The 25,241-nt window shown below is 48.8% G+C and carries 23 protein-coding genes; 4 read left to right on the top strand and 19 right to left on the bottom strand.

The genetic code is table 11. The features are described 5' to 3' along the window. The first annotated feature begins 250 nt into the window (after nucleotides 1-250). Both DFR60_RS14400 and DFR60_RS14395 read left to right on the top strand, forming a co-directional pair. Nucleotides 251-934, top strand: coding sequence for a GntR family transcriptional regulator (locus tag DFR60_RS14400; protein ID WP_110323494.1), 684 nt, complete (start codon nucleotides 251-253; stop codon nucleotides 932-934). After that, nucleotides 931-2,508, top strand: a complete 1,578-nt coding sequence (locus tag DFR60_RS14395; protein ID WP_110323493.1) for a glycoside hydrolase family 43 protein — start codon at nucleotides 931-933, stop codon at nucleotides 2,506-2,508. Before DFR60_RS14400 ends, DFR60_RS14395 begins: the two co-directional genes overlap by 4 nt. Nucleotides 2,509-2,589: 81 nt before the next feature. Here the strand turns inward: DFR60_RS14395 and DFR60_RS14390 are convergent, their stop codons facing one another. From DFR60_RS14390 to DFR60_RS14375, 4 genes are all read right to left on the bottom strand, one after another. Next, entirely contained in the window at nucleotides 2,590-4,977 is a 2,388-nt protein-coding gene (locus tag DFR60_RS14390) for a glycoside hydrolase family 31 protein (RefSeq protein WP_110323492.1), read from the bottom strand. A gap of 37 nt (nucleotides 4,978-5,014) precedes the next feature. Continuing rightward, nucleotides 5,015-5,836 carry a carbohydrate ABC transporter permease gene (locus DFR60_RS14385; protein ID WP_002605471.1) on the bottom strand — a complete coding sequence of 274 codons (822 nt, stop codon included), beginning with the start codon at nucleotides 5,834-5,836 and terminating at the stop codon, nucleotides 5,015-5,017. A gap of 12 nt (nucleotides 5,837-5,848) precedes the next feature. Further along, nucleotides 5,849-6,727, bottom strand: coding sequence for a carbohydrate ABC transporter permease (locus tag DFR60_RS14380; protein ID WP_110323491.1), 879 nt, complete (start codon nucleotides 6,725-6,727; stop codon nucleotides 5,849-5,851). Between the two features lie 87 nt (nucleotides 6,728-6,814). Further along, nucleotides 6,815-8,182 carry an extracellular solute-binding protein gene (locus tag DFR60_RS14375; protein WP_110323490.1) on the bottom strand — a complete coding sequence of 456 codons (1,368 nt, stop codon included), beginning with the start codon at nucleotides 8,180-8,182 and terminating at the stop codon, nucleotides 6,815-6,817. 293 nt (nucleotides 8,183-8,475) lie between these two features. On the opposite strand from DFR60_RS14375, the gene DFR60_RS14370 reads away from it, so the two are divergent. Next, a complete protein-coding gene (locus DFR60_RS14370) occupies nucleotides 8,476-9,513 on the top strand; it encodes a LacI family DNA-binding transcriptional regulator (RefSeq protein WP_110323489.1) in 1,038 nt (345 codons plus the stop codon). 47 nt (nucleotides 9,514-9,560) lie between these two features. On the opposite strand, the gene DFR60_RS14365 is transcribed toward DFR60_RS14370, so the two are convergent. From DFR60_RS14365 to DFR60_RS14300, 12 genes are all read right to left on the bottom strand, one after another. Continuing rightward, nucleotides 9,561-10,232: a nucleoside recognition domain-containing protein gene (locus DFR60_RS14365; protein ID WP_110323488.1), complete on the bottom strand. Its 672-nt coding sequence runs from the start codon at nucleotides 10,230-10,232 to the stop codon at nucleotides 9,561-9,563. A 654-nt stretch (nucleotides 10,233-10,886) separates the two neighbouring features. Beyond that, nucleotides 10,887-12,014 carry an NAD(P)H-dependent flavin oxidoreductase gene (locus DFR60_RS14350; RefSeq protein WP_110323485.1) on the bottom strand — a complete coding sequence of 376 codons (1,128 nt, stop codon included), beginning with the start codon at nucleotides 12,012-12,014 and terminating at the stop codon, nucleotides 10,887-10,889. After that, entirely contained in the window at nucleotides 12,014-13,756 is a 1,743-nt protein-coding gene (locus DFR60_RS14345) for an acetyl-CoA carboxylase carboxyltransferase subunit alpha (protein ID WP_110323484.1), read from the bottom strand. The genes DFR60_RS14350 and DFR60_RS14345 overlap by 1 nt, the downstream gene beginning before the upstream one ends. 219 nt (nucleotides 13,757-13,975) lie before the next feature. Next, a complete protein-coding gene (locus tag DFR60_RS14340) occupies nucleotides 13,976-15,328 on the bottom strand; it encodes an acetyl-CoA carboxylase biotin carboxylase subunit (RefSeq protein ID WP_110323483.1) in 1,353 nt (450 codons plus the stop codon). 11 nt (nucleotides 15,329-15,339) lie between these two features. Beyond that, entirely contained in the window at nucleotides 15,340-15,762 is a 423-nt protein-coding gene (fabZ, locus tag DFR60_RS14335; protein WP_110323482.1) for a 3-hydroxyacyl-ACP dehydratase FabZ, read from the bottom strand. Between the two features lie 122 nt (nucleotides 15,763-15,884). Then, nucleotides 15,885-16,391, bottom strand: coding sequence for an acetyl-CoA carboxylase biotin carboxyl carrier protein (gene accB / locus DFR60_RS14330; protein ID WP_110323481.1), 507 nt, complete (start codon nucleotides 16,389-16,391; stop codon nucleotides 15,885-15,887). Between the two features lie 10 nt (nucleotides 16,392-16,401). Continuing rightward, the gene (gene fabF / locus DFR60_RS14325) at nucleotides 16,402-17,640 is read right to left on the bottom strand and encodes a beta-ketoacyl-ACP synthase II (RefSeq protein ID WP_110323480.1); all 1,239 of its coding nucleotides are present in this window, start codon (nucleotides 17,638-17,640) and stop codon (nucleotides 16,402-16,404) included. Between the two features lie 15 nt (nucleotides 17,641-17,655). Next, entirely contained in the window at nucleotides 17,656-18,396 is a 741-nt protein-coding gene (fabG, locus tag DFR60_RS14320) for a 3-oxoacyl-[acyl-carrier-protein] reductase (RefSeq protein ID WP_110323479.1), read from the bottom strand. Nucleotides 18,397-18,507: 111 nt separating this feature from the next. After that, the gene (gene fabD, locus DFR60_RS14315) at nucleotides 18,508-19,416 is read right to left on the bottom strand and encodes an ACP S-malonyltransferase (RefSeq protein WP_110323478.1); all 909 of its coding nucleotides are present in this window, start codon (nucleotides 19,414-19,416) and stop codon (nucleotides 18,508-18,510) included. A 104-nt stretch (nucleotides 19,417-19,520) separates the two neighbouring features. Further along, nucleotides 19,521-20,444: an enoyl-[acyl-carrier-protein] reductase FabK gene (gene fabK / locus DFR60_RS14310; RefSeq protein WP_002605458.1), complete on the bottom strand. Its 924-nt coding sequence runs from the start codon at nucleotides 20,442-20,444 to the stop codon at nucleotides 19,521-19,523. Further along, entirely contained in the window at nucleotides 20,444-20,677 is a 234-nt protein-coding gene (gene acpP, locus DFR60_RS14305; protein WP_025529601.1) for an acyl carrier protein, read from the bottom strand. Before acpP ends, fabK begins: the two co-directional genes overlap by 1 nt. A gap of 94 nt (nucleotides 20,678-20,771) precedes the next feature. Beyond that, nucleotides 20,772-21,737: a beta-ketoacyl-ACP synthase III gene (locus DFR60_RS14300; protein ID WP_110323477.1), complete on the bottom strand. Its 966-nt coding sequence runs from the start codon at nucleotides 21,735-21,737 to the stop codon at nucleotides 20,772-20,774. A 243-nt stretch (nucleotides 21,738-21,980) separates the two neighbouring features. On the opposite strand from DFR60_RS14300, the gene DFR60_RS14295 reads away from it, so the two are divergent. Further along, a complete protein-coding gene (locus tag DFR60_RS14295; RefSeq protein ID WP_002605455.1) occupies nucleotides 21,981-22,403 on the top strand; it encodes a DUF2000 domain-containing protein in 423 nt (140 codons plus the stop codon). Between the two features lie 118 nt (nucleotides 22,404-22,521). Here DFR60_RS14295 and rsmI read toward each other — a convergent pair whose 3' ends face one another. The 3 genes from rsmI to DFR60_RS14280 all read right to left on the bottom strand — a co-directional run bounded on the left by rsmI (nucleotide 22,522) and on the right by DFR60_RS14280 (nucleotide 25,238). After that, a complete protein-coding gene (gene rsmI / locus DFR60_RS14290; protein WP_110323730.1) occupies nucleotides 22,522-23,385 on the bottom strand; it encodes a 16S rRNA (cytidine(1402)-2'-O)-methyltransferase in 864 nt (287 codons plus the stop codon). 217 nt (nucleotides 23,386-23,602) lie between these two features. Further along, nucleotides 23,603-24,340, bottom strand: coding sequence for a tRNA1(Val) (adenine(37)-N6)-methyltransferase (locus tag DFR60_RS14285; RefSeq protein WP_110323476.1), 738 nt, complete (start codon nucleotides 24,338-24,340; stop codon nucleotides 23,603-23,605). Continuing rightward, the gene (locus tag DFR60_RS14280) at nucleotides 24,330-25,238 is read right to left on the bottom strand and encodes a PSP1 domain-containing protein (protein WP_110323475.1); all 909 of its coding nucleotides are present in this window, start codon (nucleotides 25,236-25,238) and stop codon (nucleotides 24,330-24,332) included. Before DFR60_RS14280 ends, DFR60_RS14285 begins: the two co-directional genes overlap by 11 nt. Nucleotides 25,239-25,241 lie beyond the last annotated feature (3 nt).

Here is a 25,241-nt window from a genome sequence, read left to right as displayed (position 1 = left end):
GTATACATCATTGGATATTTTAATTATTATCACATTTACACAACTTTGTCAAATGTATTTTTACTTTTTTATACATTTATTCTATCATATCTTATTATTTAGCGGTAATACCAAATAATGGAAAGAATTTCTCTTGCTTTTTTTTCATCTATGCTATATGATTATTAATCATGAGGATATATGTTGTATACATTGTTGTTTTTATTTTATCTTTTAATAGCCACTAAGTGCTCATAATAAGGAGGGAAACATGAAAACTGAACGTTCAGAAAGCGAAAAAGGCCGAAACACATTAAAATACAGCACTTACGAATTTATCAAAAACAAGATTATCTGTTGTGAATATGAACCGGGGACATTTCTGAATGAAGAGATACTCTGTGAAGAAACAGGGGTCAGCAGAACCCCTGTCAGAGACGCGCTCGGAAGACTGGAACAGGAAGGGCTCGTTAAAATACTTCCCAAAAAAGGAGTTATGATCTCTAATTTATCCATTAATGACATGAACATGACATATGAATTCCGTCTTCTTCTGGAACCATATATCCTAAAGAATTACGGGAATACCCTGGATACGGATGAGACACTGCGCTACTATCAGCTTTTTTCTGATACAAAGCTTTTAGAAGATAAGTCCCTCTCCGCTACGGCAGATGACGATTTTCATATGTGGATTGTGAACGCCTGCCCCAACACTTATTTTAAAAACAGCTATATTGCTATTCACAATCAAAATCTTCGCTACCGTACCCTGTCTGGTATTCGTTCGAGAGAAAAGGCAGCGGATGAGCAGACTGACCATTTGACAGTTTTAAGCGAATGTCTGAAAGGCAACTGGAATGAGGCTGCAGAAGCCATGCGCCAGCACATTTTAAATTCCAAAGAGACATCATTCCGCCTCTTATTCAGCCAGAATCTGGGAGGAACCTTATGAGCACACTGCGCAACCCGCTGCTGCCAGGCTTTTATCCGGACCCCTCAGTATGCAAAAAAGGGGACGACTATTATCTCGTCACCTCATCCTTTGAATATTTTCCGGGAATTCCAATCTTTCATTCCAGAGATTTTGTCCACTGGCATCAGATTGGACATGTCCTTACCAGAAAGAGTCAGGCAAATTTAGACGGGCTCTGCCCCTCCAGAGGAATCTATGCTGCTACCATACGCTATCATGAAAAGACTGATACATTCTATGTAGTGACTACCCTGGTGGGCAATGCCCCTTATTACGACAATATTAATTTCTATGTCACCGCCTCTGATCCGGCCGGCCCCTGGTCTGATCCTGTGATCATAAAGGGAGCAGAAGGAATCGATCCGACACTTGTATTTGATGGAGATGAAGTCTATTATCTTGGCAACAGAAGGCCAAATCCAGACATCCCGGAATGTGAAAGCCGCCATATCTGGCTTCAGCGCCTGGATCTTCCTACAGGAACACTCGTTGGAGAACGAGTCACCCTTCTGGAGCACGGAGCTCTGTATGATGCCGTGGCTCCCGAAGGGCCGCATCTGTATCACATAAAAGACTGGTATTATCTGATCATTGCCGAAGGCGGTACTGACCATAACCACTGCAGCACCGTATTCCGCAGCCGCTCCATCTTTGGCCCCTACGAATGCAACCCTCGCAATCCCCTGATTACTCATCGGAACCTGAAACGCGATTATCCAATTAACAGCACTGGTCATTCTGATATTATAGAACTGAACGACGGATCATGGTGGGCTGTTCTCTTGGCTTCACGTCCGGATGGCGGCGATTACCGTAATCTGGGACGTGAAACTTTTGCAGTTCCTATGGCATGGGAAGACGGCTGGCCTGTATTCAGTCCTCAGACAGGCTGCGTGGAATTCTCCTATCCAGGGCCTGATCTTCCAGAATGTATCTGGGAGCCGGAACCGGCATGCGATCATTTTCTCACACAGGAGTTAGGAACGTGTTGGAATCTACTAAGAACTCCGGATTATAAAACCTTCAGCCTGAACGATCGGCCCGGCTTCTTAAGGCTGTACCTTAACTCTCACACGCTGACAGAGCCCGCCAGTCCAGCGTTTATTGGAAGACGTCAGCAGCATATGTGCTTTACCGCGAGAACTTATATGGAATTTATTCCAGCCGCTAAAGGCGAAGCCGCAGGAATAACCATGTTTTATAATAACCAGTTTTATTATTCCCTGATGCTCCAAAGCACAGAGACCGGGATCTCCATTGTCCTGGCATGCCAAATCTGTGGTGACAATACCAGACTGTATTCAGCTCCATACGAAAAAGGCTGCGTTTATTTCAAAATTCATATGAGATATCAGTCCATTGATTTTTATTATTCTCAAGATGGTCAGACATGGATACAGGCCGGAACTACCGTATCCGGTACAATCTTAAACAAAGAGACTGCCGGGGGATTTACCGGAACCTATATCGCGCTTTATGCAACGGCAGATGGGAAGGACTCTCAAAATCATGCTGATTTTGACTGGTTTGAATATACCGGAGAAACAAACTGAAAGCCGGCGGGACAGTGGCGTACATTCCTGTACTTTCACTGCCCTGCCGGCTTTCAGTTCCTATGTTAAGCAGGATTCGTCTTATGCCGTCAAAATCTCCACCAACGCCCCCTTAATCTCTCCATCAATCTCCATTGCCTGCAGCTCCGAAAGAAAGACCTTCAAACTCTTCCCTTCCCTGATCCGCTTAAACAACATTTCCTTTGTCTCAAACTCGATCTCCGCCTGATTCAGAAACTCAAAGACAAGTTTCTCCACCGGGTTTTCAGAAAGCTTCATGTTTGTCTCAAACCTTACAACCAGCGTTTTTGCTGCGCTAACCTGATCGATCTCCAGGGTCAGTGTTCTGCTGTCCGCATCATAGGACTTTCTGTATACGGTTTCCTCTCCATTCAGACTCACACAGCACTCTGTATCCGTCACCGCGGCAAACTCCAGAACGAAATTTCTTTTCTCAGGTATTAATTCCAGCGCTCCCCTGGCCGAATCGATGGTAAAGGTCTGTTTCTCCCCCTCCCAGTCAAGCTTCATCTCCGTCGTCACGCATACGCCCTGCTCGTAATCACACGTCTCATTGTCATCCTCATACAGCGTAAATGCGCCATCCGCGCCTCCAAAGATCAGGATTCGCAGAGCCTCCGGGTTTTTCGTCACATCGGCGGCCCCGGTGCTGTCCGTCATGGGAATCACACCTCCGGCCTTCACCAGTACCGGAATCGTCTCCAGCGGCCGGTAGAGTTCCATGACTCTTCCGCCTTCATACACCATATGATTAAAGAAATCAATATAAGTTCCTTCCGGAATCCATACACGCACCTTTGCCTCGTTAATCTTCCGAATCCTGGGCGCGGTGATGGGCGCCACGATCATCTCGCTTCCGAAGTAATACTGATTGGCCACCTCGTAGGCCTCCGCCGCTTCCGGATGCCGATAATACATCGGCATAATCATCGGCTCTGCCGACTCACTCGCCCGGTAGTTCATGGTATAAAGGTAAGGCATCAGACGGTGGCGCAGGCGCAGGAACTCTCCCATCACAACCTCCGTCTCCTTCTTAAACCGCCACGGCTCTTTCCCGTTAAACTCGCTGCAGGAACTGTGAAGCCGCATAATTGGAGAAAATACGCCGAACTGCGTCCACCGCGCCTCCATCTCATCGTCTTTATAGCCCCGCATGTGGCCTCCAATATCATGACTCCACCAGCCATAGCCTATATTGGATGCATTTGCCGTAAAATACGGCTGGAACTCAAGAGATTCCCATGTGGTGATCGTATCTCCGGAAAATCCTACCGGATACCTGTGGCTTCCCGGACCCGCATATCGGGAAAATGTCATCGGGCGTTTTCCTTCCCTCTTACTGTCCAGAAAATGGTAGTGATTCAGCATCCAAAGCGGATCCAGCCCCGGAATCCTGCTGTTATTCCCCTGCTGCCAGTCCACCCACCAGAAATCCACGCCCATTTCCTCATAAGGATGGTGCGCATACTCAAGATAAGCCTCCAGAAAAGCCGGATCCGCGATATCAAAGTTAATCGGATCTTCCTTTTCCCAGTCCACGCCCAGCGCTCTGGCCATATCCGGATACATTTCCTCAAAGCCCCGGACGCCTTCCGCCGGATGGACATTCAGAGTCGTCCGCATCCCGCGTTTATGCAGCGTCTGAAGAAAACGCTTCGGATCGGGAAACAAACTACGATTCCACGTATACCCGGTCCATCCGCTGCCATATTTCGGATCGATATCCACCAGATGCCAGTCCATATCGATGACAGCCACCGTAAATGGAATATCTTCACGCTCGAACCGATCCATTAAAGCCAGATACGATTCCTCCGTATACTTATAGTACCTGCTCCACCAGTTCCCGAGGACAAAACGAGGAAGCATGGGGGATCTGCCGCTGAGATGGTAAAAGTCCTTCAGGCATTCCAGATAGTCATGGCCGTAACCGAAGAAATAGATGTCCTCGCCCCTGCCGCATCTCGGCTCTACCCAGCCGTCCTCTGTCAGGAGCATGCTTTTTCCATCATCAAGAACAGAATATCCAAACCGGGAAAGAACTCCGTGCTCCAGTTCCGTAGAGCCATCCACCTCGTCCAGCGTTCTTGCTGTCCCCTTCAGATCATGAATTTCCTCAGAGTAATGCCAGATGCTGTGATATGCGCTTAAGTTTCCGATCACCTGGATGCTCAATCCATTTTTAGAGAATTTTTTCTCATCATAAATCAGATGAATCCGCTTTGTCAGGATCTCAATTCCGTCTTCCGTCTTAATGACCCGGTACTGGGTTGGTTTAAAATCACGGTTCCACGCCATCTGTGAGGGACGGTCTTCAAAATGGCCGTTTTCCTGATATTCCAGCCGGATCAGTCCGTCCGTCAGCACGCTGATGCGGTAGCAGTCTCCCAGCACTATATTTTCCCCGCAGGCCGCAGGGTTTGTCTTAACCTTAAAAATATCTCTCATCACCATATTCTCCTTCTGCCATTAACCATTCCTGTCTTTAACCCTTCACTGCCGACGCGGCAATTCCTGCGATAAACTGTTTCTGGAAGAATAGGTAAACCGCCAGAACCGGTATGATTGAAATCGTAGTAGCTGCAAACAGTGCGCCGTAATCTGTGGAATACTGCCCGTTAAACATCTTAAGACCAACGGACAGAAGCTGTTTCCTGCTGTCATCAATAACCAGATACGGCCAGAGGAAATCTTCCCACGCCCATAAAAACTGGAATATCGCAATACTGGAAATCCCGTTCTTTGACATGGGGATCACAATCTTATGGAAAATATAAAACTCATTCGCACCGTCAATTCTGGCGGCCTCCAGTATTTCATTGGGGACGGATGCAATATGCTGTTTCATCATGAAGATACCGAAGCCGGAAAATGACGCAGGTACAATCAGAGCGGCATAGGAGTTCATCCATCCAAACGCCTTGATCATGGAATATCTCGGAATGATGGTGACACACCATGGAATCATCATGGTCGCCAGCACAAGGCCGAAGAGGGCGTCTCTGCCTTTAAACTTATATTTGCTGAGTACAAACCCGCACAGAGTGCTGGTATAGATCACGATCACCGTGATGGCCAGCGTAATAAAGATACTGTTTGCAAAGAATCTCATGAAGTTAAAATGAGCATTCATGGACACGTAATTCCCCGCCGTAAACAGCTTTGGCAGGAAAGTCTGATGCAGGGCCACAATTTCACTGTTTTTCTTAAAAGAGGAGGCCAGCATCCATAAAAACGGATACACGGTCACGACTCCCAGTACCAGTAAAACAAGATTCAGTACGATACTGCTTACCTTCTTTTTCATGACATCTCCTCCTTATTCCGAATCCCCGGATACCCGGAATGACAGCCAGGTAAATACCGCGGTGATGACAAACAGCACAAAGGACATCGCGGATGCATATCCGAAATTATACTTCACGAACGCCTCATTATAAATAATATAAGAGGAGAGGTAGGTGGCTGTTCCCGGACCGCCTTCCGTCAGGATCAGCACCTGTACATACGCCTGGATATAGGAAATGATGGACGTAATCACCACAAACAGCGTCATGGGCTTCAACAGCGGAAGCGTTAAATACTTGAAGGTCTGCCAAGAAGACGCCCCATCCACTCTCGCCGCCTCCATGGCATCGCTGGGAAGGGAGTAGAGACCTGCCATAAACATGACGACCGCATAGCCGAAATCCTTCCAGATCGTCATAATCATAATGGCAAGCAGCGCCGTCTTCGGATTCATCAGCCAGTTGATATCAAGTCCCAAAATCTGGTTGATGGCACCAATCTGCGGATTATACAGGAATTTCCACACAAATGCCACCGCCACCATCGGCGTAACCACCGGCATGTAATAAATTGCGCGGAAAAAGCTTTTGTGCTTAATCAGGTTTGAGTAGATCGCTATAGCAATAGCAAGGCCCAGCCCCACCCGGAAAAAGATAACTACAACAGAAAATATCAGGGTATTGAGCATGGATTTGCCGAAAAGAGCGCTGGTAAATACACTGATATAATTTTCTATACCATTGAACCGGTAAATACCGCTCAGCGGATTCCATTCGTGAAAGCTGCCTGCAAATGCGATCCCAATCGGCACCAGTAAAAATACCGTGTAGAACAGAATCATTCCGGTTACTGTGATATTGCGGAGCAGGATCTCACTTTTGCTCTGCAGGGGATTTGTTTTTCGGAACATGATTTTCCCTCCTCTTAACAGGGGGATGCCGCCGCATTTCCTGAACTGAATAGCGAAATGGAAAGCGGCATTCCCGGTGACGGCGTCTTACTCCGCGTATTTATAAAGGCTTTCTACTGATTCAAAACTGCTGTTCTTCATATCGTTATGTATGGTCTCTTCCGCCTCGGCCAACGCATCGTCAATGGACATGCCGTTAAAGAATACATTTTCACCGGCGGTCTTTAAAGATGTCTCCATGGTCGCCGGCATCGGGCCCGGCCAGATGTAACGGTCGATGTGATCGGCCAGAACCGCCATGGACGGATTGGCCAGAATCTCCGCATCCTCAGCCAGTGATTTCTTCGCCGGGAAGGTGCTCATGGCAATGTTGAACTTCTTCTGAATGTCATTGTTCGCCAGGAAATACTTCACAATATCCTGCGCAACGGCCTGCTGATCCGCCGGAGCATTCTTATTGATACCAAAGGTAGACTCGCCGTTATACCGGTTATAAGCATATGGATTTTCCTCAAATACCGGGATTTCAAAGACGCCAAAGTTGATATCCGGGAAGTTTGTCTTTAACGTGTTGTTAAAATGGCCCCACTGGATTGTCATGGCTGACTGTCCCTGTCCAAAGCTGTCCGCGCCCTCTGCTCCGAAATCCTTGGAACCGACTCCGTCAACCTCGTATAAATCCACCAGAAGCTGCATAACCTCCTTCATGGCGTCATTATTGACAGTAGCTGTCTTTTTGTCATCTTCGAATAAATCCTGGCCCAGCTGGTAATTCAAGCCCAGAAGGTAATTCTGATGGAAGGTTCCGTTAAAGTTTAACCCGGCCTGTACAAAGCTGTTTCCCTCTTTGATGGTCAGCTTCTTCGCCACTTCCCGCATCTCATCCCAGGTCTTTGGATAATCCGCGTCTGTGAGCCCCGCGGCCTCCCACATGTCCTTGTTGTAGTAAACAGAGCCTGTCATGATGCCGTAATCAATATAGTAAACCTCGCCGTCGATGACATGGGCGCTCACGCCGTTAAAATCCGCATCCAGATCGTCTGACGATACTTCATACGGGGCCATATAGTTAATCAGGTTTTCATGCTGGCTGTTATGTACATTGAAAATTGCAGGTCCGTTTGCACCGCCAAGTGAAAGAGGAAGTTTTGTCCAGTAGTCGTCCCATGGATTGTTGACCAGTTTGATGGAAACATTGGGGTGAATTGCTGTATAACCGTCGATCAGCTCTTGAAACAGATTGTCACTGCCCCATTCCCAGAATTCAACGGAAATGTCTTTTCCATCGTTAATTGGCTGCGACGGATCATACTTTACCGTATCGCCAAACGGTTCTGTCGGCACGTTTACTGCTGCGCTCTCCGCAGCCTTTTTTTCGCCCGAGCTGCCGCATCCCGTAAGACTTGTCACCATCATCGCTGCAGCCAGGCCGGCTGCTATCCAGCATTTCTTCATTTTAAACTCCTCCTTGTTCTTTTCGCGCGGTCTCCGTTTCAGTCTCTGGTTTCTGAAAATGGTAATCGCTGCAATTGGTTTCGTTAAGGTTTAGCGTTAAATCTAACATGAGAATACCACTCGAACGAGGTACTGTCAATATTATTTTTGTATTTTGTTATTTTTAAATAGTTTAAACCCATTTAAACTATGCATTTATACTAAAGTGAAATAAAATACAATTGCGTTTTTTAACTTCATAGTGTATAATATATTTAGCGCTAAATATAACTTAAGAAAAGGGGGAGAAAAACATGACTTTAAAAGATATTGCAGAAAAAGCCGGTGTCAGCATGATGACCGTGTCCAACGTAATCAACGGAAAGCACAGCCGCGTTTCTGCCGCAACCATAGAAAAAGTAAATTCCATTATAAAAGAATACAATTACGTTCCGAACCTGTCCGCAAGAAGCCTGACGATTAAATCTTCCCATATTATAGGAGTCATTGTTCCTTTGGATGACAAGGAGGACAACGGAACTTCGGTTAGCTACTTTGACAATCCGTACGTCAGCTCCATGATCGGCGTGATTGAAAGAGAGCTGCGTGACAACGGATACTTCGTCATGATACGCGCAGTCCGGTCTCAGGATGATTTGTCTATATTGATGCGCAACTGGAACGTTGACGGCGCAATCTTCCTCTATCCCCGCCTGGGAGACCGTTTTGAGGATTCCATCAACGCGATTGTTGCAGAGAATCATCTTCCCGTAGTCCTTTTCGATGCGAGAACAGACAATCCGGAGGTCATCAATGTCTGTTCCGACGACCGAAAGGGCTGCTACCTCTCGACTCGCTATCTCATTAACCGCGGACATAAAAAAATTGCCTTCGTGGCAAATTACGAAGGCAATCCTCTTTTAACAGACCGTTTCGAAGGCTACCGGGCCGCCATGGAAGAAAGCGGACTTGGTTGTGATCCGGACTGTATTTTTTCCTATTCTCCCTCATACGAGGAAGGGGTCGCCGCCGGCAAGGCCATCGCGGCAAGCGCCCTTAAGATCACCGGGCTTGTCACCACGGCTGATATCTGCGCCATCGGCATCATGGAGGGCGCCAGACTGGGAGGGTTGCGGATTCCCACAGACCTCTCCGTCATCGGCTACGATAACCTGGCGGTCTCCACCTACACGACACCAAAACTGACGACCATATCACAGAATGTAATTAAGAAAGCGGAAACAGCCATGGAGCTGCTGCTGGAAAAACTGCGTACAGGGTATGTGGAACAGCCGCATGTCCAGCTGGATGTGGAGCTGGTGGAGCGGCAGTCTACTCTGTCGCTGCTGTAGTGCCTGAGGGCAGCTGGCAATCAGCCGAGCCAAAAAAACAGGGAGCCTTATGCTCCCCGTTTTCTGTCCATCACCTTGCAGTACGCGACGGCCACGATCGTACTGGCCAGCGTAGCCACAATTGCCGGTCCTACCACTGCCGCCGGATTCGTGCTCCCATACTGACTCCGGTACGCAATCATGTTGACCGGAATCAACTGAAGGGATGAGATATTAATAATTAAAAATGTACACATTTCATTGCTGGCTGTTCCCAGCGGTACGGCGCGTGGTAACTTCTGCATCTGACGTTTCTTATAGCCAGCCAGACTATTTTTTCCTGACTCTGTCTGTTCTTCCTCCCGCCGCTCCTCCTCCAGCTCCTGGAGGGATTCCATGGCCTTTAACCCGGCCGGCGTAGCGGCCCAGCCCAGGCCCAGGATGTTGGCAATGATATTCGTGGCGATGTGATCCATGGCGGGATGATCCTTCGGTATTCTGGGAAAAAGAAAACGAAGCACCGGCCCCATCCTCCGGGACAACCGTTCAATCAGGCCAGACTTCTGCCCGATCTCCATGATCCCGGTCCAGAAGGACATCACTCCCAACATTGTGATACACAGCATGACGGCTTCCTTTGCCGACGAGAGCGCCCCATCGGTAACCGCGCTTAAATTTCCATGGAACGCCGCCCATAAAACGCCTACCACCATCATAAACGCCCAGAGATAATTTAACATACTAATTCAACCGCCGTGGTGATTTTATTGCTATTTTATGATTTTCGAAATTGTTTTATAACCGAATATTATTTAACTTTTTTTCATTAACCTTTAACTATAGAATTTCTGTCCAATATATCAACTTTTTTATTGATACATCAATTCCTATACAATTCATAATATACTTTTTTTCCATTTCTTATCATTCTAACAATTCTTCTTTCTCTCAATCTGCTTAATGCAACAGATGCTCCTGCTATAGTACCGATTCTGGTTATCTGCGTTACCTGTTTCGCTGTAATAAATCCATTTTCTTTAATATATTGATATATCAATTTATCAGTTTTATTAAGAACTGGATCCGACTCTGCATAGTCATTGAAATCCATTTGTATAGGCATTTCTTTATACTCCAAATTTAAGGAATACTTTGTCCAACGTCGTTTTTTTTAGCAATCAGCATATTCTTTTCAATTAATACAGCTAACTTTTTCCCTACATCTACAGAATGCTTATTTAGAATTGATTGTAATCGTTCATTAGTAACCTGTTGCTCCAGATAAGCGGTTGCAAGTATGTTTTCCAGTATTACCCTAAAACTAACCAAACAAAAAAGCCATGGAACCTTATCTCTCCATGGCCTTTACTTTCACTACTAATACCTGTTTTCTTTTATTCTCCCATCAAGTCCCTCATTACCTCATCCACCGTTTCAATCCGCTCCGCCCGAAATGCATTGCTTCCGCAGAACACAAGCCCTTCATCCGTATTCCCTTCCGCGGAATTCACCAGTGCCTTGGTGATACAGTAGGGAATCGTCTTCTTATCGCATTTCTCGAGACACTGATAGCAATGTTCCAGCTTAAACGGAGTCTGCCCGACACCGCTTAAGAATGCGTTATTGATCGCCCGTCCAGGCATGCCTACGGGACTCTTTGTGATTACGATATTTTCCTTTGAGGTGTTAAGATACGCCTGCTTAAATTCGTCCGGAGCGTCACATTCCTCTGTGGTCACAAAACGCGTCGCCACCTGGACGCCGTCAGCTCCCAGCTCCATCTGATGCATCACATCCTCATGGCTGTAGATTCCGCCCGCCGTCACGACAGGAATCTCTGTCTGGTACTTCTCGGCATACTCTCCTACCAGGCGGATAATTCCTCTGACCTCTTCGTCGTAGGCAGCCTGATCATACGTGTGCTCTACATCCGCAGTATCCACGCCCAGTGTCTCCAGTGATTCACGGGAAAAGCCCAGGTGACCTCCCGCAAGCGGCCCCTCTACCACGACCATATCGGGAACGCGGTGAAACTTACGGTCCCACATCTTTAAGATTACCATGGCAGACTTGACAGAGGATACGATCGGGGCGATCTTTGTCTTTACCTTTTCCCCGGCCGCGCCCATCTCTGCCGCAGCCTCGGCCAGATATGCCGGAAGGCTAGCGGGAAGACCGGCTCCGGAGATAATAATGTCCGCTCCTGCCTTAACCGCTTCCTTCACATACAGTGCATAGCTTTTCGTCGCCACCATGATATTAAATCCAATCACGCCTTCCGGAGAGATATCCCTGGCCTTCTTAAATTCTTTTCCAATTGCCCTCAAATTCGCTTCCAGCGAATGATCTGCAAAATCCGGTTCCCTAAATCCGATCTGCGCGGTAGAAATGATTCCCATGCCCCCTGCCTTTGCAACTGAGCCCGCCAGTGAGGAGAGGCTGATTCCAACCCCCATCCCGCCCTGTATAATCGGTTTTGGAACTACAAGTTCTCCTATTACCAATGGTTTTAAATTTCCCATCACATTCTCCTAAATCTGTCATATCGCCCAGAGGCAATTTCTTCTTTTGGCATTGCAGCGTATTTTGCAAAAAAAGCCTCCATGGCACTGTCCATTTCCTTTGCCAGATCTGTTAAATTCTCCGCTGATGCCGGTTCTTCCTCAGCTATAATTCTTTCGATCAGCCCCAGTTCCATCAAATCCCTGGCAGTGATCTTCATGACACGCGCCGCATCGCTGGCCTTCTTGCTGTCCTTGTAAAGAATGGAGGCAAATCCCTCCGGAGACAGAATCGAATAGATTGCATTTTCCAGCATCCATACCTCATTGGCCACAGCCATAGCCAGCGCTCCGCCGCTTCCGCCCTCTCCAATTACAATAGAGAGCATCGGAACGGTGATATCTGCCATTTCAAATAAATTTCTGGCAATTGCCTCGCCCTGGCCGCGCTCTTCCGCCTCCAGACCGCAGAACGCGCCCGGCGTATCCACAAAACAGATGACAGGGCGGCCGAAAGTCTCCGCCTGTTTCATAAGGCGCAACGCCTTCCGGTAACCTTCCGGAGACGGCATTCCGAAGTTGCGCTTAATATTGTCTTTCGTGTTTTTTCCTTTTTCCTGGCCAATGACCGTCACCGGCATACCGTGGAAAAAGGCTAATCCGCCCACGACGGCTCCGTCGTCGCCAAAGTAACGGTCTCCGTGGAACTCCATAAAATCATCAAATACCGCATTGATATAGTCGCTGGCAACAGGGCGTTCCGCACTTCTTGAAAGCTGTACGGTATCCCATGGACTCTTTTTATTCCTGCGGTTTTTCGTCTTCTTCTCTTTTCCACTGAGTCCAGCGGGCTGGGAACAGTTATCCACAAGGAAAGATGTGTTTTCACCGTTATCTTCCTGTTTATGTGGATGATGGAGCTTTAAAATAGCGGAAATTGTGGATTTCATGTCCTCGCGCTTTACAATTTTATCCACAAAACCGTGATCCTGTAAGAACTCAGAGCGCTGGAATCCCTCCGGCAGCTTCTGGCCAATGGTCTGCTCAATCACTCTGGGGCCCGCAAAGCCGATTAAGGCTCCCGGCTCTGCAAGAATGATATCCCCCAGCATTGCAAAGCTGGCGGTCACGCCGCCGGTCGTAGGATCGGTCAGAACACTGACAAACAGCTGGCCTGCGTTGTGATGGCGCTTTAATGCCGCGGAGGTCTTGGCCATCTGCATCAGAGATACGATTCCTTCCTGCATTCTGGCGCCGCCGGAACAGGCAAAAATAATAACGGGAAGCTGTTCCTTTGTGGCTCGCTCTACCGCTCTCGCAATCTTTTCTCCGACAACGTGGCCCATACTGCTCATAATGAATCTGGCGTCGCAGACGCCTAAGACTGCCGGCTCGCCGCCTATGGTACATTTTCCGGTTACAATGGCTTCATTTAACTTTGTTTTTTCCCTGGCGGCCTCTATTTTCTTTTCGTATCCGGGGAAATCCAGGGGATTGGCAAATTCCATCTCTTTATCCCATTCCTCAAAGCTGCCCGCGTCCGCGGTCATCTCAATTCTGCGATAAGCGTGGACACGGAAATAACCTTTGCATTTCGGACAGATATAAAAGTTGTTTCTGACATCCTCCGCGTAAATAGGCTGACCGCATTTGTTGCACTTTCTCCACAGACCCGCCGGGATGTTCGGTTCGTCTGCCTTGTCGGGCGTTTTATATTTGCTGTCGATTAGTGTATAGGTTTTTTTGAACATGTCTTTTAACATGGTTTTGCTCCTTTAAGAAAGAAAAAATGAGGGGGGATGGGGGTGGCCGTAAGGAGAGGGATAGGGGGAGATGCAGCCGCAGTGGACAGCCATGGAACACCTTTGGCGTCCCATGGCTGCCGGGCATTCGCCCCATACCCAGATGAAACTCCGCATTCCAAGATACAAGCGAGCTTGCATCTTGGAATACGAAATTTCATCTGGGTGCACTGCTCATTGTTAACGCACATATTCCGCGAAATACTTTGGAATGAAATCTGTATCAATGTCGCCATCCTGATATGCTTCATGACTCAAAATATCGAATTGAAAGTCTACGTTTGTCTCGATTCCCTCTATAATCAATTCTCCCAGCGCACTTCGCATCTTGGCAATTGCCTCTGTTCGGTTTTTTCCATGGACAATCAGCTTCATCAACATGGAATCGTAGTTTGCCGGTACTCTGTAGTCATTGTAAATATGCGTGTCAACACGGACTCCATTGCCTCCCGGCACGTGAACATTTGTGATCAGACCCGGACACGGCATGAAGTTCTTTTCCGGGTTCTCGGCATTGATTCTGCACTCAATGGCATGGCCCGTAATCTTTACATCTTCCTGGGATACGCTTAAAGGCTCTCCTGCCGCCACACGGATCTGTTCTTTGATTAAATCCAGTCCGGATACCAGTTCCGTTACCGGATGCTCTACCTGGATTCTCGTGTTCATTTCCATAAAATAAAAGTTCTTGTGCTTATCCAGCAGAAATTCAATGGTTCCCGCATTCTCATAGCCTACAGCCTTCGCCGCCTGTACCGCCGTCTCCCCCATCTTCTTACGCAGCTCTTCTGAAATAGCTGCTGACGGGGATTCCTCCAGCACCTTCTGGTGGCGTCTCTGAATAGAACAGTCGCGTTCTCCCAAATGGACAACATTTCCCAACTTATCCGCCATGATCTGAAACTCGATATGTCTGGGCTTCTCGATATATTTCTCAATATACATTGTGTCATCAGAAAATCCCTTGATCGACTCCATCTGGGCGTTCTGGAAATTTGCATCGAAATCTTCCGGTCCTCTGGAGATACGCATACCCTTTCCGCCGCCGCCTGACGATGCCTTAATCATCACCGGATATCCGATCTTTTCCGCTACGAGACGGGCTTCCTCCACCTCGTGAACAGCCTCCTTACCGCCCGGAACGACCGGGACTCCGGCCTCCATCATGGTCTTTCTCGCCTCAGATTTATTGCCCATTTTATTGATAATGTCAGCGGATGGACCGATAAATGTTATATTGCATTTTTCACACAGTTCGGCAAATCTGGCATTTTCCGAGAGAAAACCAAAGCCCGGATGGATGGCATCCGCTTTCATCGCCACTGTAGCGGTCAAAATCCGCTCCATATTTAAGTAACTCTGGGTGGATGGCGCGGGACCGATGCAGATGGCTTCATCCGCCAGAAGCGTATGCAGACAATCCCGGTCTGCCTCGGAATAGACCGCCACGGTCTTGATTCCCATTTCCCTGCATGCCCGAATAATACGCACCGCGATCTCGCCGCGGTTAGCAATTAATATTTTATCAAACATATGACGACCACCTATCCAATCATAAATGTCAGTTCCGCGGAAGCGGCAATTTTTCCGTCAACCGTTGCTACAGCCCTGCCGATGCCTACCGGCCCCTTGCGCTTGATAATTTCACATTCCAGACGCATGCGGTCGCCGGGAACCACCTTATACTTGAACTTCGCCTTGTCAATACCTCCAAAGAATACCAGCTTTCCCTTATTCGCCTCTTCGCTTAAAATAGCGACGGCTCCTACCTGTGCCAGCGCCTCAATTCTCAGCACGCCCGGCATAACCGGTTCCTGGGGGAAATGCCCCTGGAAATACGGCTCATCAAACGTAACACATTTATATCCTACGGCGCGGACGCCCGGTTCCAGCTCTTCAATGCAGTCTACCAGCAGAAACGGATGTCTGTGCGGAATAATTGCTTCAATTTCCTTAATACCTAACATGACTCTCTCTCCTCTTTATGAAAAAAGAGCCTCAACCATTTTTAACCCAGTCATCATTTAAAAATCGGCTGAACCTCTCTTTAACTTTTTCTTTCCTGTCAATCACAGCCCTGTATCACTTCTTATCGGATTCTGAACAGGGGCTGGCCATACTCCACCACATTTTCGTTGGTGACCAGAACAGCTTCCACAACGCCGTCAAACTCGCTCTCAATTTCATTCATCAGCTTCATGGCCTCGATGATTCCAAGGGTCTGCCCCTTCTTTACCGTGTCCCCAACCTTGACAAACGGCTCAGCATCCGGTGAAGAGGAGTTATAAAAGGTTCCCACTAACGGTGACGCCACGATCTTATCGGAGTCAATAGCTGCGGCCGTGTTTTCCGCGGTCTGCGCGCCTTTACCGCTGCCGGCCGGCGCAGTAAATTCCGCTGCCGGAATCGCTGCCATCTCTGCAGCCACGCCTGACGCCGGTATCATCTGCTGCACCGTGCTGTTTCCTGCTACAGTTATAATCTGTTCTTTTTCCTTCTTGATGGAAAGCTTTAAGTTGCCTTCCTCTATCTTAAAGCTGGTCAGGCCATTCTCTGACACAGCCTGCATCAGTCTGATGATATCATTAATCTCCATATTAGGCCTCCTACTGCTCGAATTTCTTCACTAAAATACTGGCATTATGACCGCCAAATCCAAGAGAGTTGCTGATTGCCACATTGACATTACAGGAAACACCCTCGCCCTTCGTGTAGTCTAAATCACAGCCTTCACCCTCGGTCTCAAGACCTGCCGTAGCATGAACAAAGCCGTCCTGGATTGATTTCACACAGGCAATAAACTCTACTCCGCCTGCAGCGCCCAGCAGATGGCCGATCATGGACTTGGTCGAATTGATCTTTACCTGCTTCGCGTGATCACCAAGCGCTGATTTGATCGCCATGGTCTCAAATAAATCATTGTGATGCGTGCTGGTTCCGTGTGCATTGACGTAATCCACATCTTCCGGTCTGATGCCTCCGTCACTGATGGCATTCATCATCGCTCTGGCAGCTCCGCTTCCGTCTTCCGCCGGAGATGTGATATGGTAAGCGTCACACGTTGATCCGTATCCGATCATCTCGGCATAAATTGTCGCATTTCTAGCAAGTGCGTGCTCTAAGGATTCCAGGATAACAACACCTGCGCCTTCGCCCATCACGAAACCGCTTCTGTCCTGATCGAACGGGATGGATGCACGAAGCGGATCGGTTGCCGTCGTGAGAGCTGTCAGGGATGTAAAGCCTGCCACGCCGATCGGAGCAATACTGGCTTCTGTTCCTCCTGCAACCATAACATCCGCCTCACCGTACTGAATGGAGCGGAAGGCTTCACCGATGGAATGAGTACCTGTCGCACAGGCAGTTACCACGTTAAAGCATTTTCCCTTTAATCCGAACTGGATTGCCACATTACCGGCAGCCATGTTGCAAATCATCATGGGCACCAGAAGAGGATTCACGCGGCCCGGCCCCTTATCCAGAAGCTTACTGTGTTCCCGTTCCATGGCCTGAAGACTTCCGATACCGGAACCCAGACAGACTCCTACGCGGTACGGGTCCTCCTTCTCCATGTCGATGCCGGAGTTCTCCAGCGCCTCCTTTGAAGCGGCTACTGCAAACTGGGAGAAACGTTCCATACGTTTTGCAGCCTTCGGATCCATATAGTTCTTAGCGTCAAAATCCTTTACTTCAGCTGCAAGCTTTGCCTTGTAATCGGTTGTATCAAACTGGGTAATCGGTCCGATTCCCACTTTTTTTTCTTTCAATCCGTTCCAGAAACTCTCTACATCATTTCCGATCGGTGTAATTGCTCCCATACCTGTTACTACAACTCTTGTCCTCATATCGTTCTCTCCTTATTACATGGCCATTCCGCCGTCCACGCAGATCACCTGTCCGGTAATGTAGCCGGCTGCGCCGGAGGCCAGAAACGCCACCGCATCGGCAATATCCTCAGTGGTTCCAAAATGTTTCATCGGGATCTGCTCCGTCGCCCCTGCCTTTACGGCATCGGACAGAACCTCCGTCATTTCCGTCTCAATAAATCCAGGCGCCACCGCATTTACGGTGATTCCCCTGCTGGCCACTTCCCTGGCAAAGGATTTCGTCAGTCCGATCACACCGGCTTTGGCCGCGCAGTAATTGGCCTGCCCCGCATTACCAAGCACACCGGAAACGGAAGAAATGTTGATAATTCTGCCGCCTCTCTGTTTAATCATCTGGCGCGCAACATGCTTCATACAGTTAAACACACCTTTTAAGTTGGTATCGATGACCGCATCAAAATCTTCTTCCGACATCTTCATCAAAAGATTATCCTTCGTGATTCCCGCGTTATTTACCAGAATATCGATAGAGCCATACTTCTTAATAACGCCGTCCATCATGGCCGCAACGCTGTCAAAATCAGAAACGCTGCACTGGATGGCTTCCGCATGACCTCCGACTGCTGTAATTTCATTTACTACCTCTTCCGCCCGTTTAGCGGAACCATTATAATTAACAATGACAGTTGCGCCTTCTGCGGCCAGACGCAGCGCAATCGCCCGCCCGATTCCTCTTCCGGCTCCGGTCACAACAGCTGTTTTTCCTTCTAACATTCCGGCATCCTCCTCGCTATGAGCACTTAGCGCCTGTCTTTTAGGCGCTTACGTGCGATGCATGTCACCTCCACTTGGTGAGGTCCTTCACGAACCTAGTGGAGTGACTCGCTATAGTTTTTCAATATCTTCCAGTTTTTCTATATTAATGACTTTTACATCTCTTGTTATCTTTCTCATGAATCCGGCCAGTGTCTTTCCCGGCCCAATTTCTATAAATGTATCCACTCCATCCTGCAGCATGGTTTCCACACTCTGCTGCCATCTGACGGAAGAAGACACCTGCCTCTCTAAAAGCGGTCTCACGTCCTCTGCCTTCGTCACATACTGAGCCGTGACATTAGCCACATACGGGATAACCGGGGTGTTGATCCGGGCATCGGCCAGAACCTCGCCCAGCTTCCTTCCGGCTTCCGCAAGCATGGCAGAATGAAACGGTCCGCTGACATTTAACATGACGGCACGCTTTGCCCCCGCTTCCAGGAGCTTCTCATTGGCGGCTTCCACAGCTTCCTTCCGTCCGGAGATCACGATCTGTCCCGGGCAGTTGTAGTTGGCGATGGAAACGCCGTCGATCGCGCTTATCACATCTTCAATCTTAGACGCGTCGAGGGCCAGGATGGCGGCCATGGCTCCGAGTCCAACCGGAACCGCCTCCTGCATGAGGATTCCCCTCTGTCTTACGGTACGGATCGCATCCGCGTCGCTCATCACGCCCGCGGCGGCAAGCGCAGGGTATTCTCCCAGGCTCAGCCCGGCAGCCACATCGGGCTTCACGCCTTTTGCCTCTTCCAGGACACGCATCATGGCGATGCTGGTGGTTACCATGGCGGCCTGTGTGTATTCCGTGATATCCAGCCTGTCGTTCTTCTCAAAACACAGCTCCGGCACGGAAAAACCAAGCAGCTCTGACGCCATGTCAAAGAGCTCTTTTCCGGTCTTTGTATTCTCATAAAAATCCTGACCCATTCCACAGTACTGTGCGCCCTGTCCCGGGAAAATAAATGCAGTCTTGCTCATAATCCGTAACTCCTTTTTCCATTGCTGGTTCGGCGGTTCCCCGTCCGTTCCTTCATTTTTAATTACCAGTTCGGCAGCTTCTGTATCCGTCCCATTATTTTCAATTATCGGTTCAGCAGTTTCTCCGCCTGTTCCATCATCTCATCAATCATTTCCTTACAGGTCTGTGTCTTATAAATCATACCTGCAATCTGGCCTGCCATGACGGTACCGTTCGTGATATCGCCTTCCTGTACGGCCTCTCTCAGCTTTCCGAGAGTTAAGTACTCCAGTTCCTCGAAGCTCTTGCCTTCCTGCTCCAGCTTTACGTATTCCCTGGTCATCTGATTCCTTAAGCATCTGACCGGATGGCCGTGGGAGCGTCCCGTAACCGCCGAATCGATGTCCTTTGCCTTGATAATGCGCTGCTTGTAGTTCTCGTGCACAATGGATTCATCCGAAACCACAAATCTCGTTCCGATCTGTACCGCCTCCGCTCCGAGCATAAATGCCGCGGCGATTCCACGTCCGTCACCGATACCGCCGGCTGCGATAACCGGTATGGATACAGCGTCTACGACCTGCGGAACCAGCGTCATCGTTGTCTGCTCGCCAATATGGCCGCCGGATTCGCATCCTTCCGCCACAACCGCATCCGCACCGTAGCGTTCCATTCTCTTAGCCAGTGCTACAGAAGCCACAACCGGTATAATTTTGACCCCGGCGGCCTTCCACATCTCAATATACTTCTCCGGGTTTCCGGCTCCGGTGGTTACCACACCGATTCCTTCTTCCACGACTACCTTTGCTATCTCATCGGCATGAGGGCTCAGCAGCATGACATTGACTCCGATTGGTTTCTTTGTCAGAGCTTTTGCCTTGCGGATCTCCTCTCTGACCACCTCGGCCGGTGCGTTTGCACCGCCGATCAGTCCCAGCCCGCCAGCTTCCGATACAGCAGCAGCCAGATGATGTTCCGCAACCCAGGCCATTCCACCCTGAATAATCGGGTGTTTAATTCCTAAAAGTTCCGTTATTCTGGTATTCATCAGCCTTCCACGCCCTTTGCTTTTAAGTAGTCCATAACCGCGCTTACGGTCGTCAGCTTCTCTAAATCCTCAGAAGGAATCTCGACTGAATACTCATCCTCCAGAGCCATAACAAGTTCGAATAAATCCAGGGAATCCGCTCCTAAATCCTCTTTAAAGGAAGACTCTGCCAATACGGCCTCTGCGTCTACATTTAACTGCTCTGCGATAATTTCTTTCATCTTCTCTAACATGGTTTCATTCTCCTCTTCATTTTCCATCTTTTATTCCATTGATTTTTTAATATTTATCTAATTACTTTGATTTTCAAAGTATTAGTCTTTTTAATTACCACTCCAGAAGAGTGGTTCCCCAGGTCAACCCTGCACCAAAACCGGCTAATAGCAATTTGTCGCCCGGTTTCAATTTTCCTTCGCGATTCAGCTCATCTAAAAGGATGGGCACAGACGCTCCGGAAGTATTACCATACCGCTCTAAATTCGCTGGAAACTTTTCCATCGGTAATTTAAGTCTTTTCGCTATGGATTCGGAAATCCGGTAATTGGACTGATGCAGAATAAAATATTTAATTTCTTCTAATTCGGTTCCGCTCCCGGCAATCGTCTTCTTAATTGCCTCCGGCACGGTCTTAACCGCAAATCTGAAAACTTCCTGGCCATCCATGGTCATATAGCCTAATTCCGGTTTCTTTCCTGTCAGGAAATTTCCCGTAGTGCGTCCACCGCATTTCAGAACGCCGCCTTTCGTTCCGTCCGACCCCATGGTCAGCCCCATGACTCCGGTGTCCTCTGCCCTCACAACAACCGCTCCCGCACCGTCTCCGAAGAGAACGCAGGTGCTCCGGTCGTTCCAGTCCACCAACTTGCTGAGTGTATCCGCTCCGATCACAAGCCCCGTACGGTAGATTCCCGCCGTCAAAAAGCTATGTACCGTGTTTAAAGCGAAGACAAATCCCGAACACGCGGCGCTTAAGTCAAACGCCACCGCATTGACCGCGCCGACCGCGGCCTGTACTTCGCAGGCGCCACTTGGAAAACAGCAGTCACCCGAGGAAGTGGCAAGGACGATAATGTCCAGTTCTTCCGGTTTTATTCCGGACTGCTCAATCGCCAGCTTCGCCGCCTCCGCCGCCAGATCGGAGGTTCCTGATTCTGCCGCCGCAATTCTTCTTTCCCGGATTCCGGTTCTCGGTCTGATCCATTCGTCGCTGGTATCCACGATCTTTGCAAGATCATCATTGGTTACCACCTGTTTCGGTACAGCCGAACCTGTTCCTATAATTCTAGTCGTCATAATTTCCCCCATTCGTGCTGTGATTCACACATCCAGGTAAATGGGAAAACCCGTGGTTTTCACCTGTCTCTGATATTTTTCGTTTCAAATATTTTGATATTCAAACCAATTCTATACAATCCCGATTCGTTTGTCAAGAAAAATTTTTAAAATAACAGCCGCCTGTGATATGCCACATCGTTCAAGAAATTTTTTCGGACAAATGGTAAAATAGAACAACAAACAGAAAAGGAAGTAAGACAAATGGATTTACAGAACGAAAAATGTGTCATGGTCATCGACGAGACACTCCCCACCGGCCTGATTGCCAACACCGCCGGAATTATGGGAATCACGCTTGGCAAGGAGATGCCGGACACCGTGGGGCCTGACGTCACGGACAAGACAGGCTGCTCCCACCGGGGCATCATCCAGTTTCCTGTCCCCATACTAAAGGCTGACGGAGCCAAAATACGGGAGCTCCGGAAACAGCTTTACCGGCCGGAATATGCGGAACTGACTGTGGTAGATTTTTCCGACACGGCACAGAGCTGCAAGACCTACGATGAATTTATCGATAAGGCTGCCGCCACCGAGGAAGATACCTTCTCCTATCTCGGAATTGCCATCTGCGGACCTAAAAAAGCGGTGAATAAGCTGACAGGAAATCTCCCATTGCTTCGATAAATGAACATGTATTCCAGGTATTACCCCAACACCAGGATGCAAAGAGGCCGGATCTTTGGAATCCAGCCTCTTTGCATATTTAATTTTTACTTCATCTACACACCATATCCGGATCCTCTTACTTCATCAGCTGCTGGTAGACATCCCGTTTACTGATTCCCCGGTCCTTCGCCACCATACGCATGGCCTCTTTTCGTTCAATTCCCTGCTTCTCATACAGATCCATATGCTCTTCCAGAGACATCTCCTCAAACGATTTCATCCGTTCTTCCTTTATTTCACCGATGCTCTTCCCCTCGATAACAATGACGCACTCGCCTCTCGGCTCCTCCGTCTCATAGGCCGCCAGCGCATCTTCAAACGTAGTCTGAAACGCCGTCTCATACCGTTTCGTCAGTTCCCTGCATATGGTGATTCTCCGGTTTCCCAGGGCCACTCTCAGTTCCTCCAGCGTCCTGACAAGCCGGTGGGGCGCTTCATATATAATAATCGTTCTCGTCTCCCGCTTCAGTTCCTCTAAAATCCACTGCTTTTCCTTCTTATCAGAAGGGAGAAATGCCTCAAAGCAGAAACGCCTCGTAGCCAGTCCAGATATGGTCAGAGCCGTAATGCAGGCCGCAGGCCCGGGCAGAGATGTAAGCGGTACTCCCGCCTCATGGCACTGTCTCACCAGCTCTTCGCCCGGATCAGAGATTCCGGGTGTTCCCGCATCTGTAATTAATGCGATGGAAACCCCATTTTTCATCTGCTCCACCAGATATCTGGCCTTGTCCACCTTATTGTATTCATGATAGCTCGTCATGGGCGTCTTAATATTAAAGTGGTTTAGCAGCTTAATGCTGTGCCGGGTGTCCTCCGCGGCAATTAAGTCCACTTCCTTTAATGTATTCAAAACCCGCAGGGTAATATCATCCAGATTCCCAATAGGCGTCGCACATAGATACAGCTTTCCTGTTTTCTGATCCTTTACCTGTTCTTCCATCTTCTTTTCCAACTTTTCTGCTATTTTTCGGGCCGTTTGACCGGCCTGTTTCTTCTATTCATTAGTAGTTATACTTTAACACAGAGGGCGAGACTTTTCAAGGAAAGGCGGAAATATGGCAGGGCGGAAAACACCAATCCCCTGGTTCTCCGCCCTGCCATATTCACCTAATTCGCCAAATTCTCCCCATTGCTGGCAATACATAATGATCATTTTCTCAATACCCGTAAATATCATAAATCTCCTGCGTATACACCCCCGGCTCCCGATATACCACAATCGGCGCCTCCACCTTAATCATGGATTTACCGCCGCGCACGGCTTCTATCAGGACCATATTGGCCTCTTTGTCCACAAATGGATGGACCATCTTCATCCGCTTCGGCTCCAGCTTATACTTCGTCAGCGCCGTAATAATTTCTATCAGGCGGTGAGGCCGGTGCACCATGTAGAAGCGCCCACCCGGCCGCAGAAGCTTCGCCGCCTCCCTCGCCACATCGTCCAGCGTACAGAGCACCTCATGGCGGGCGATCGCCTTGGGCAGATCGGGATTTTTAAGTCCATGGGCATCGTTCATATAGGGCGGATTCGAGGTCACCACGTCAAAGGAAGCCGCGCCAAACAGCCGGCTGGCTTCCTTGATATCGCCCTTTACGATCGAGACCTTCTCTTCCAGGTGATTGAGCGCCACACTGCGCGCGGCCATCTCCGCCACCTCATCCTGAATCTCCAGTCCCGTATAATGTTCGCCTTCATATTTCGCTTCCAGAAGAATCGGTATAATTCCTGTCCCGGTTCCCAGATCGACGGCCTTTTCCCCCGGCTTCACCGCCGCGAAACTGGATAAAAGCACCGCATCCATACCGAAGCAGAACCCGTCCTTCTTCTGTATAATCTGATAGCCGTTTCTCTGTAAATCGTCAAGCCGTTCCTCAGCCTTAAGCTCAATTATCATCTAACTTGGATTTCCCTTCCTTCTTCTCAAGGGCTTCCAGAGCCTTCAGCTCTGCATCCGCTACAGAGCCTTTATCCTTGCGCCGCCTCGGTTTAAACTTCAACTGATCCACACGGTATTCTCTGATTTCCTTCTCATCCTTTGTGATGACGATGACCTTCACCAGCTGACGCAGCACGCTGACCGAGTGAACCTCACCCTTCAGTCCGTCGTCTGTAGTCACATAATCGCCCACATTCGGAAGCTTGCTGTTTAAGTCCTCGTACGTCTCTTCCTCATTCTTCAGACAGCACATGAGCCTCCCGCAGACACCGGAGATCTTCGTCGGATTCAGCGACAGGTTCTGCTCCTTCGCCATCTTGATTGAAACAGGGATAAACTCCGATAAGTAAGAGTGGCAGCACAGCGGCCTGCCGCAGATACCGATTCCTCCCACAATCTTCGTCTCGTCTCTGACGCCGACCTGACGAAGCTCAATTCTCGTTTTAAATACCGACGCCAGATCCTTCACCAGTTCGCGAAAATCGATTCTACCATCCGCGGTAAAGTAAAACAGCACCTTGTTGTTGTCAAAGGTATATTCCGCATCGATCAGCTTCATCTGAAGCCCGTGTTTCCTGATCTTTTCCTTACAGATCCGGAACGCTTCCCTTTCCTTCTCGTGGTTTTTTAACTCCACATCCTCGTCTTCTCTCGTCGCCATCCGGATCACAGACTTAAGCGGCTGGACGACCTTGTCATCCGGCACCTCTCTGCTTCCCAGCACTACATAACCGTATTCAATCCCTCTCGCCGTCTCCACAATCACGTGGTCACCCGTATGAATATCCCGGCCGGCCGGATCAAAATAATAGATCTTCCCCGCATTGCGGAATCTTACACCAATCACTTTTATCATCAA

The sequence above is a fragment of the Hungatella effluvii genome, from assembly GCF_003201875.1.
GTDB classification, from domain to species: Bacteria; Bacillota; Clostridia; order Lachnospirales; family Lachnospiraceae; genus Hungatella; species Hungatella effluvii.
This window is presented reverse-complemented; position numbering and strand designations above follow the sequence as displayed.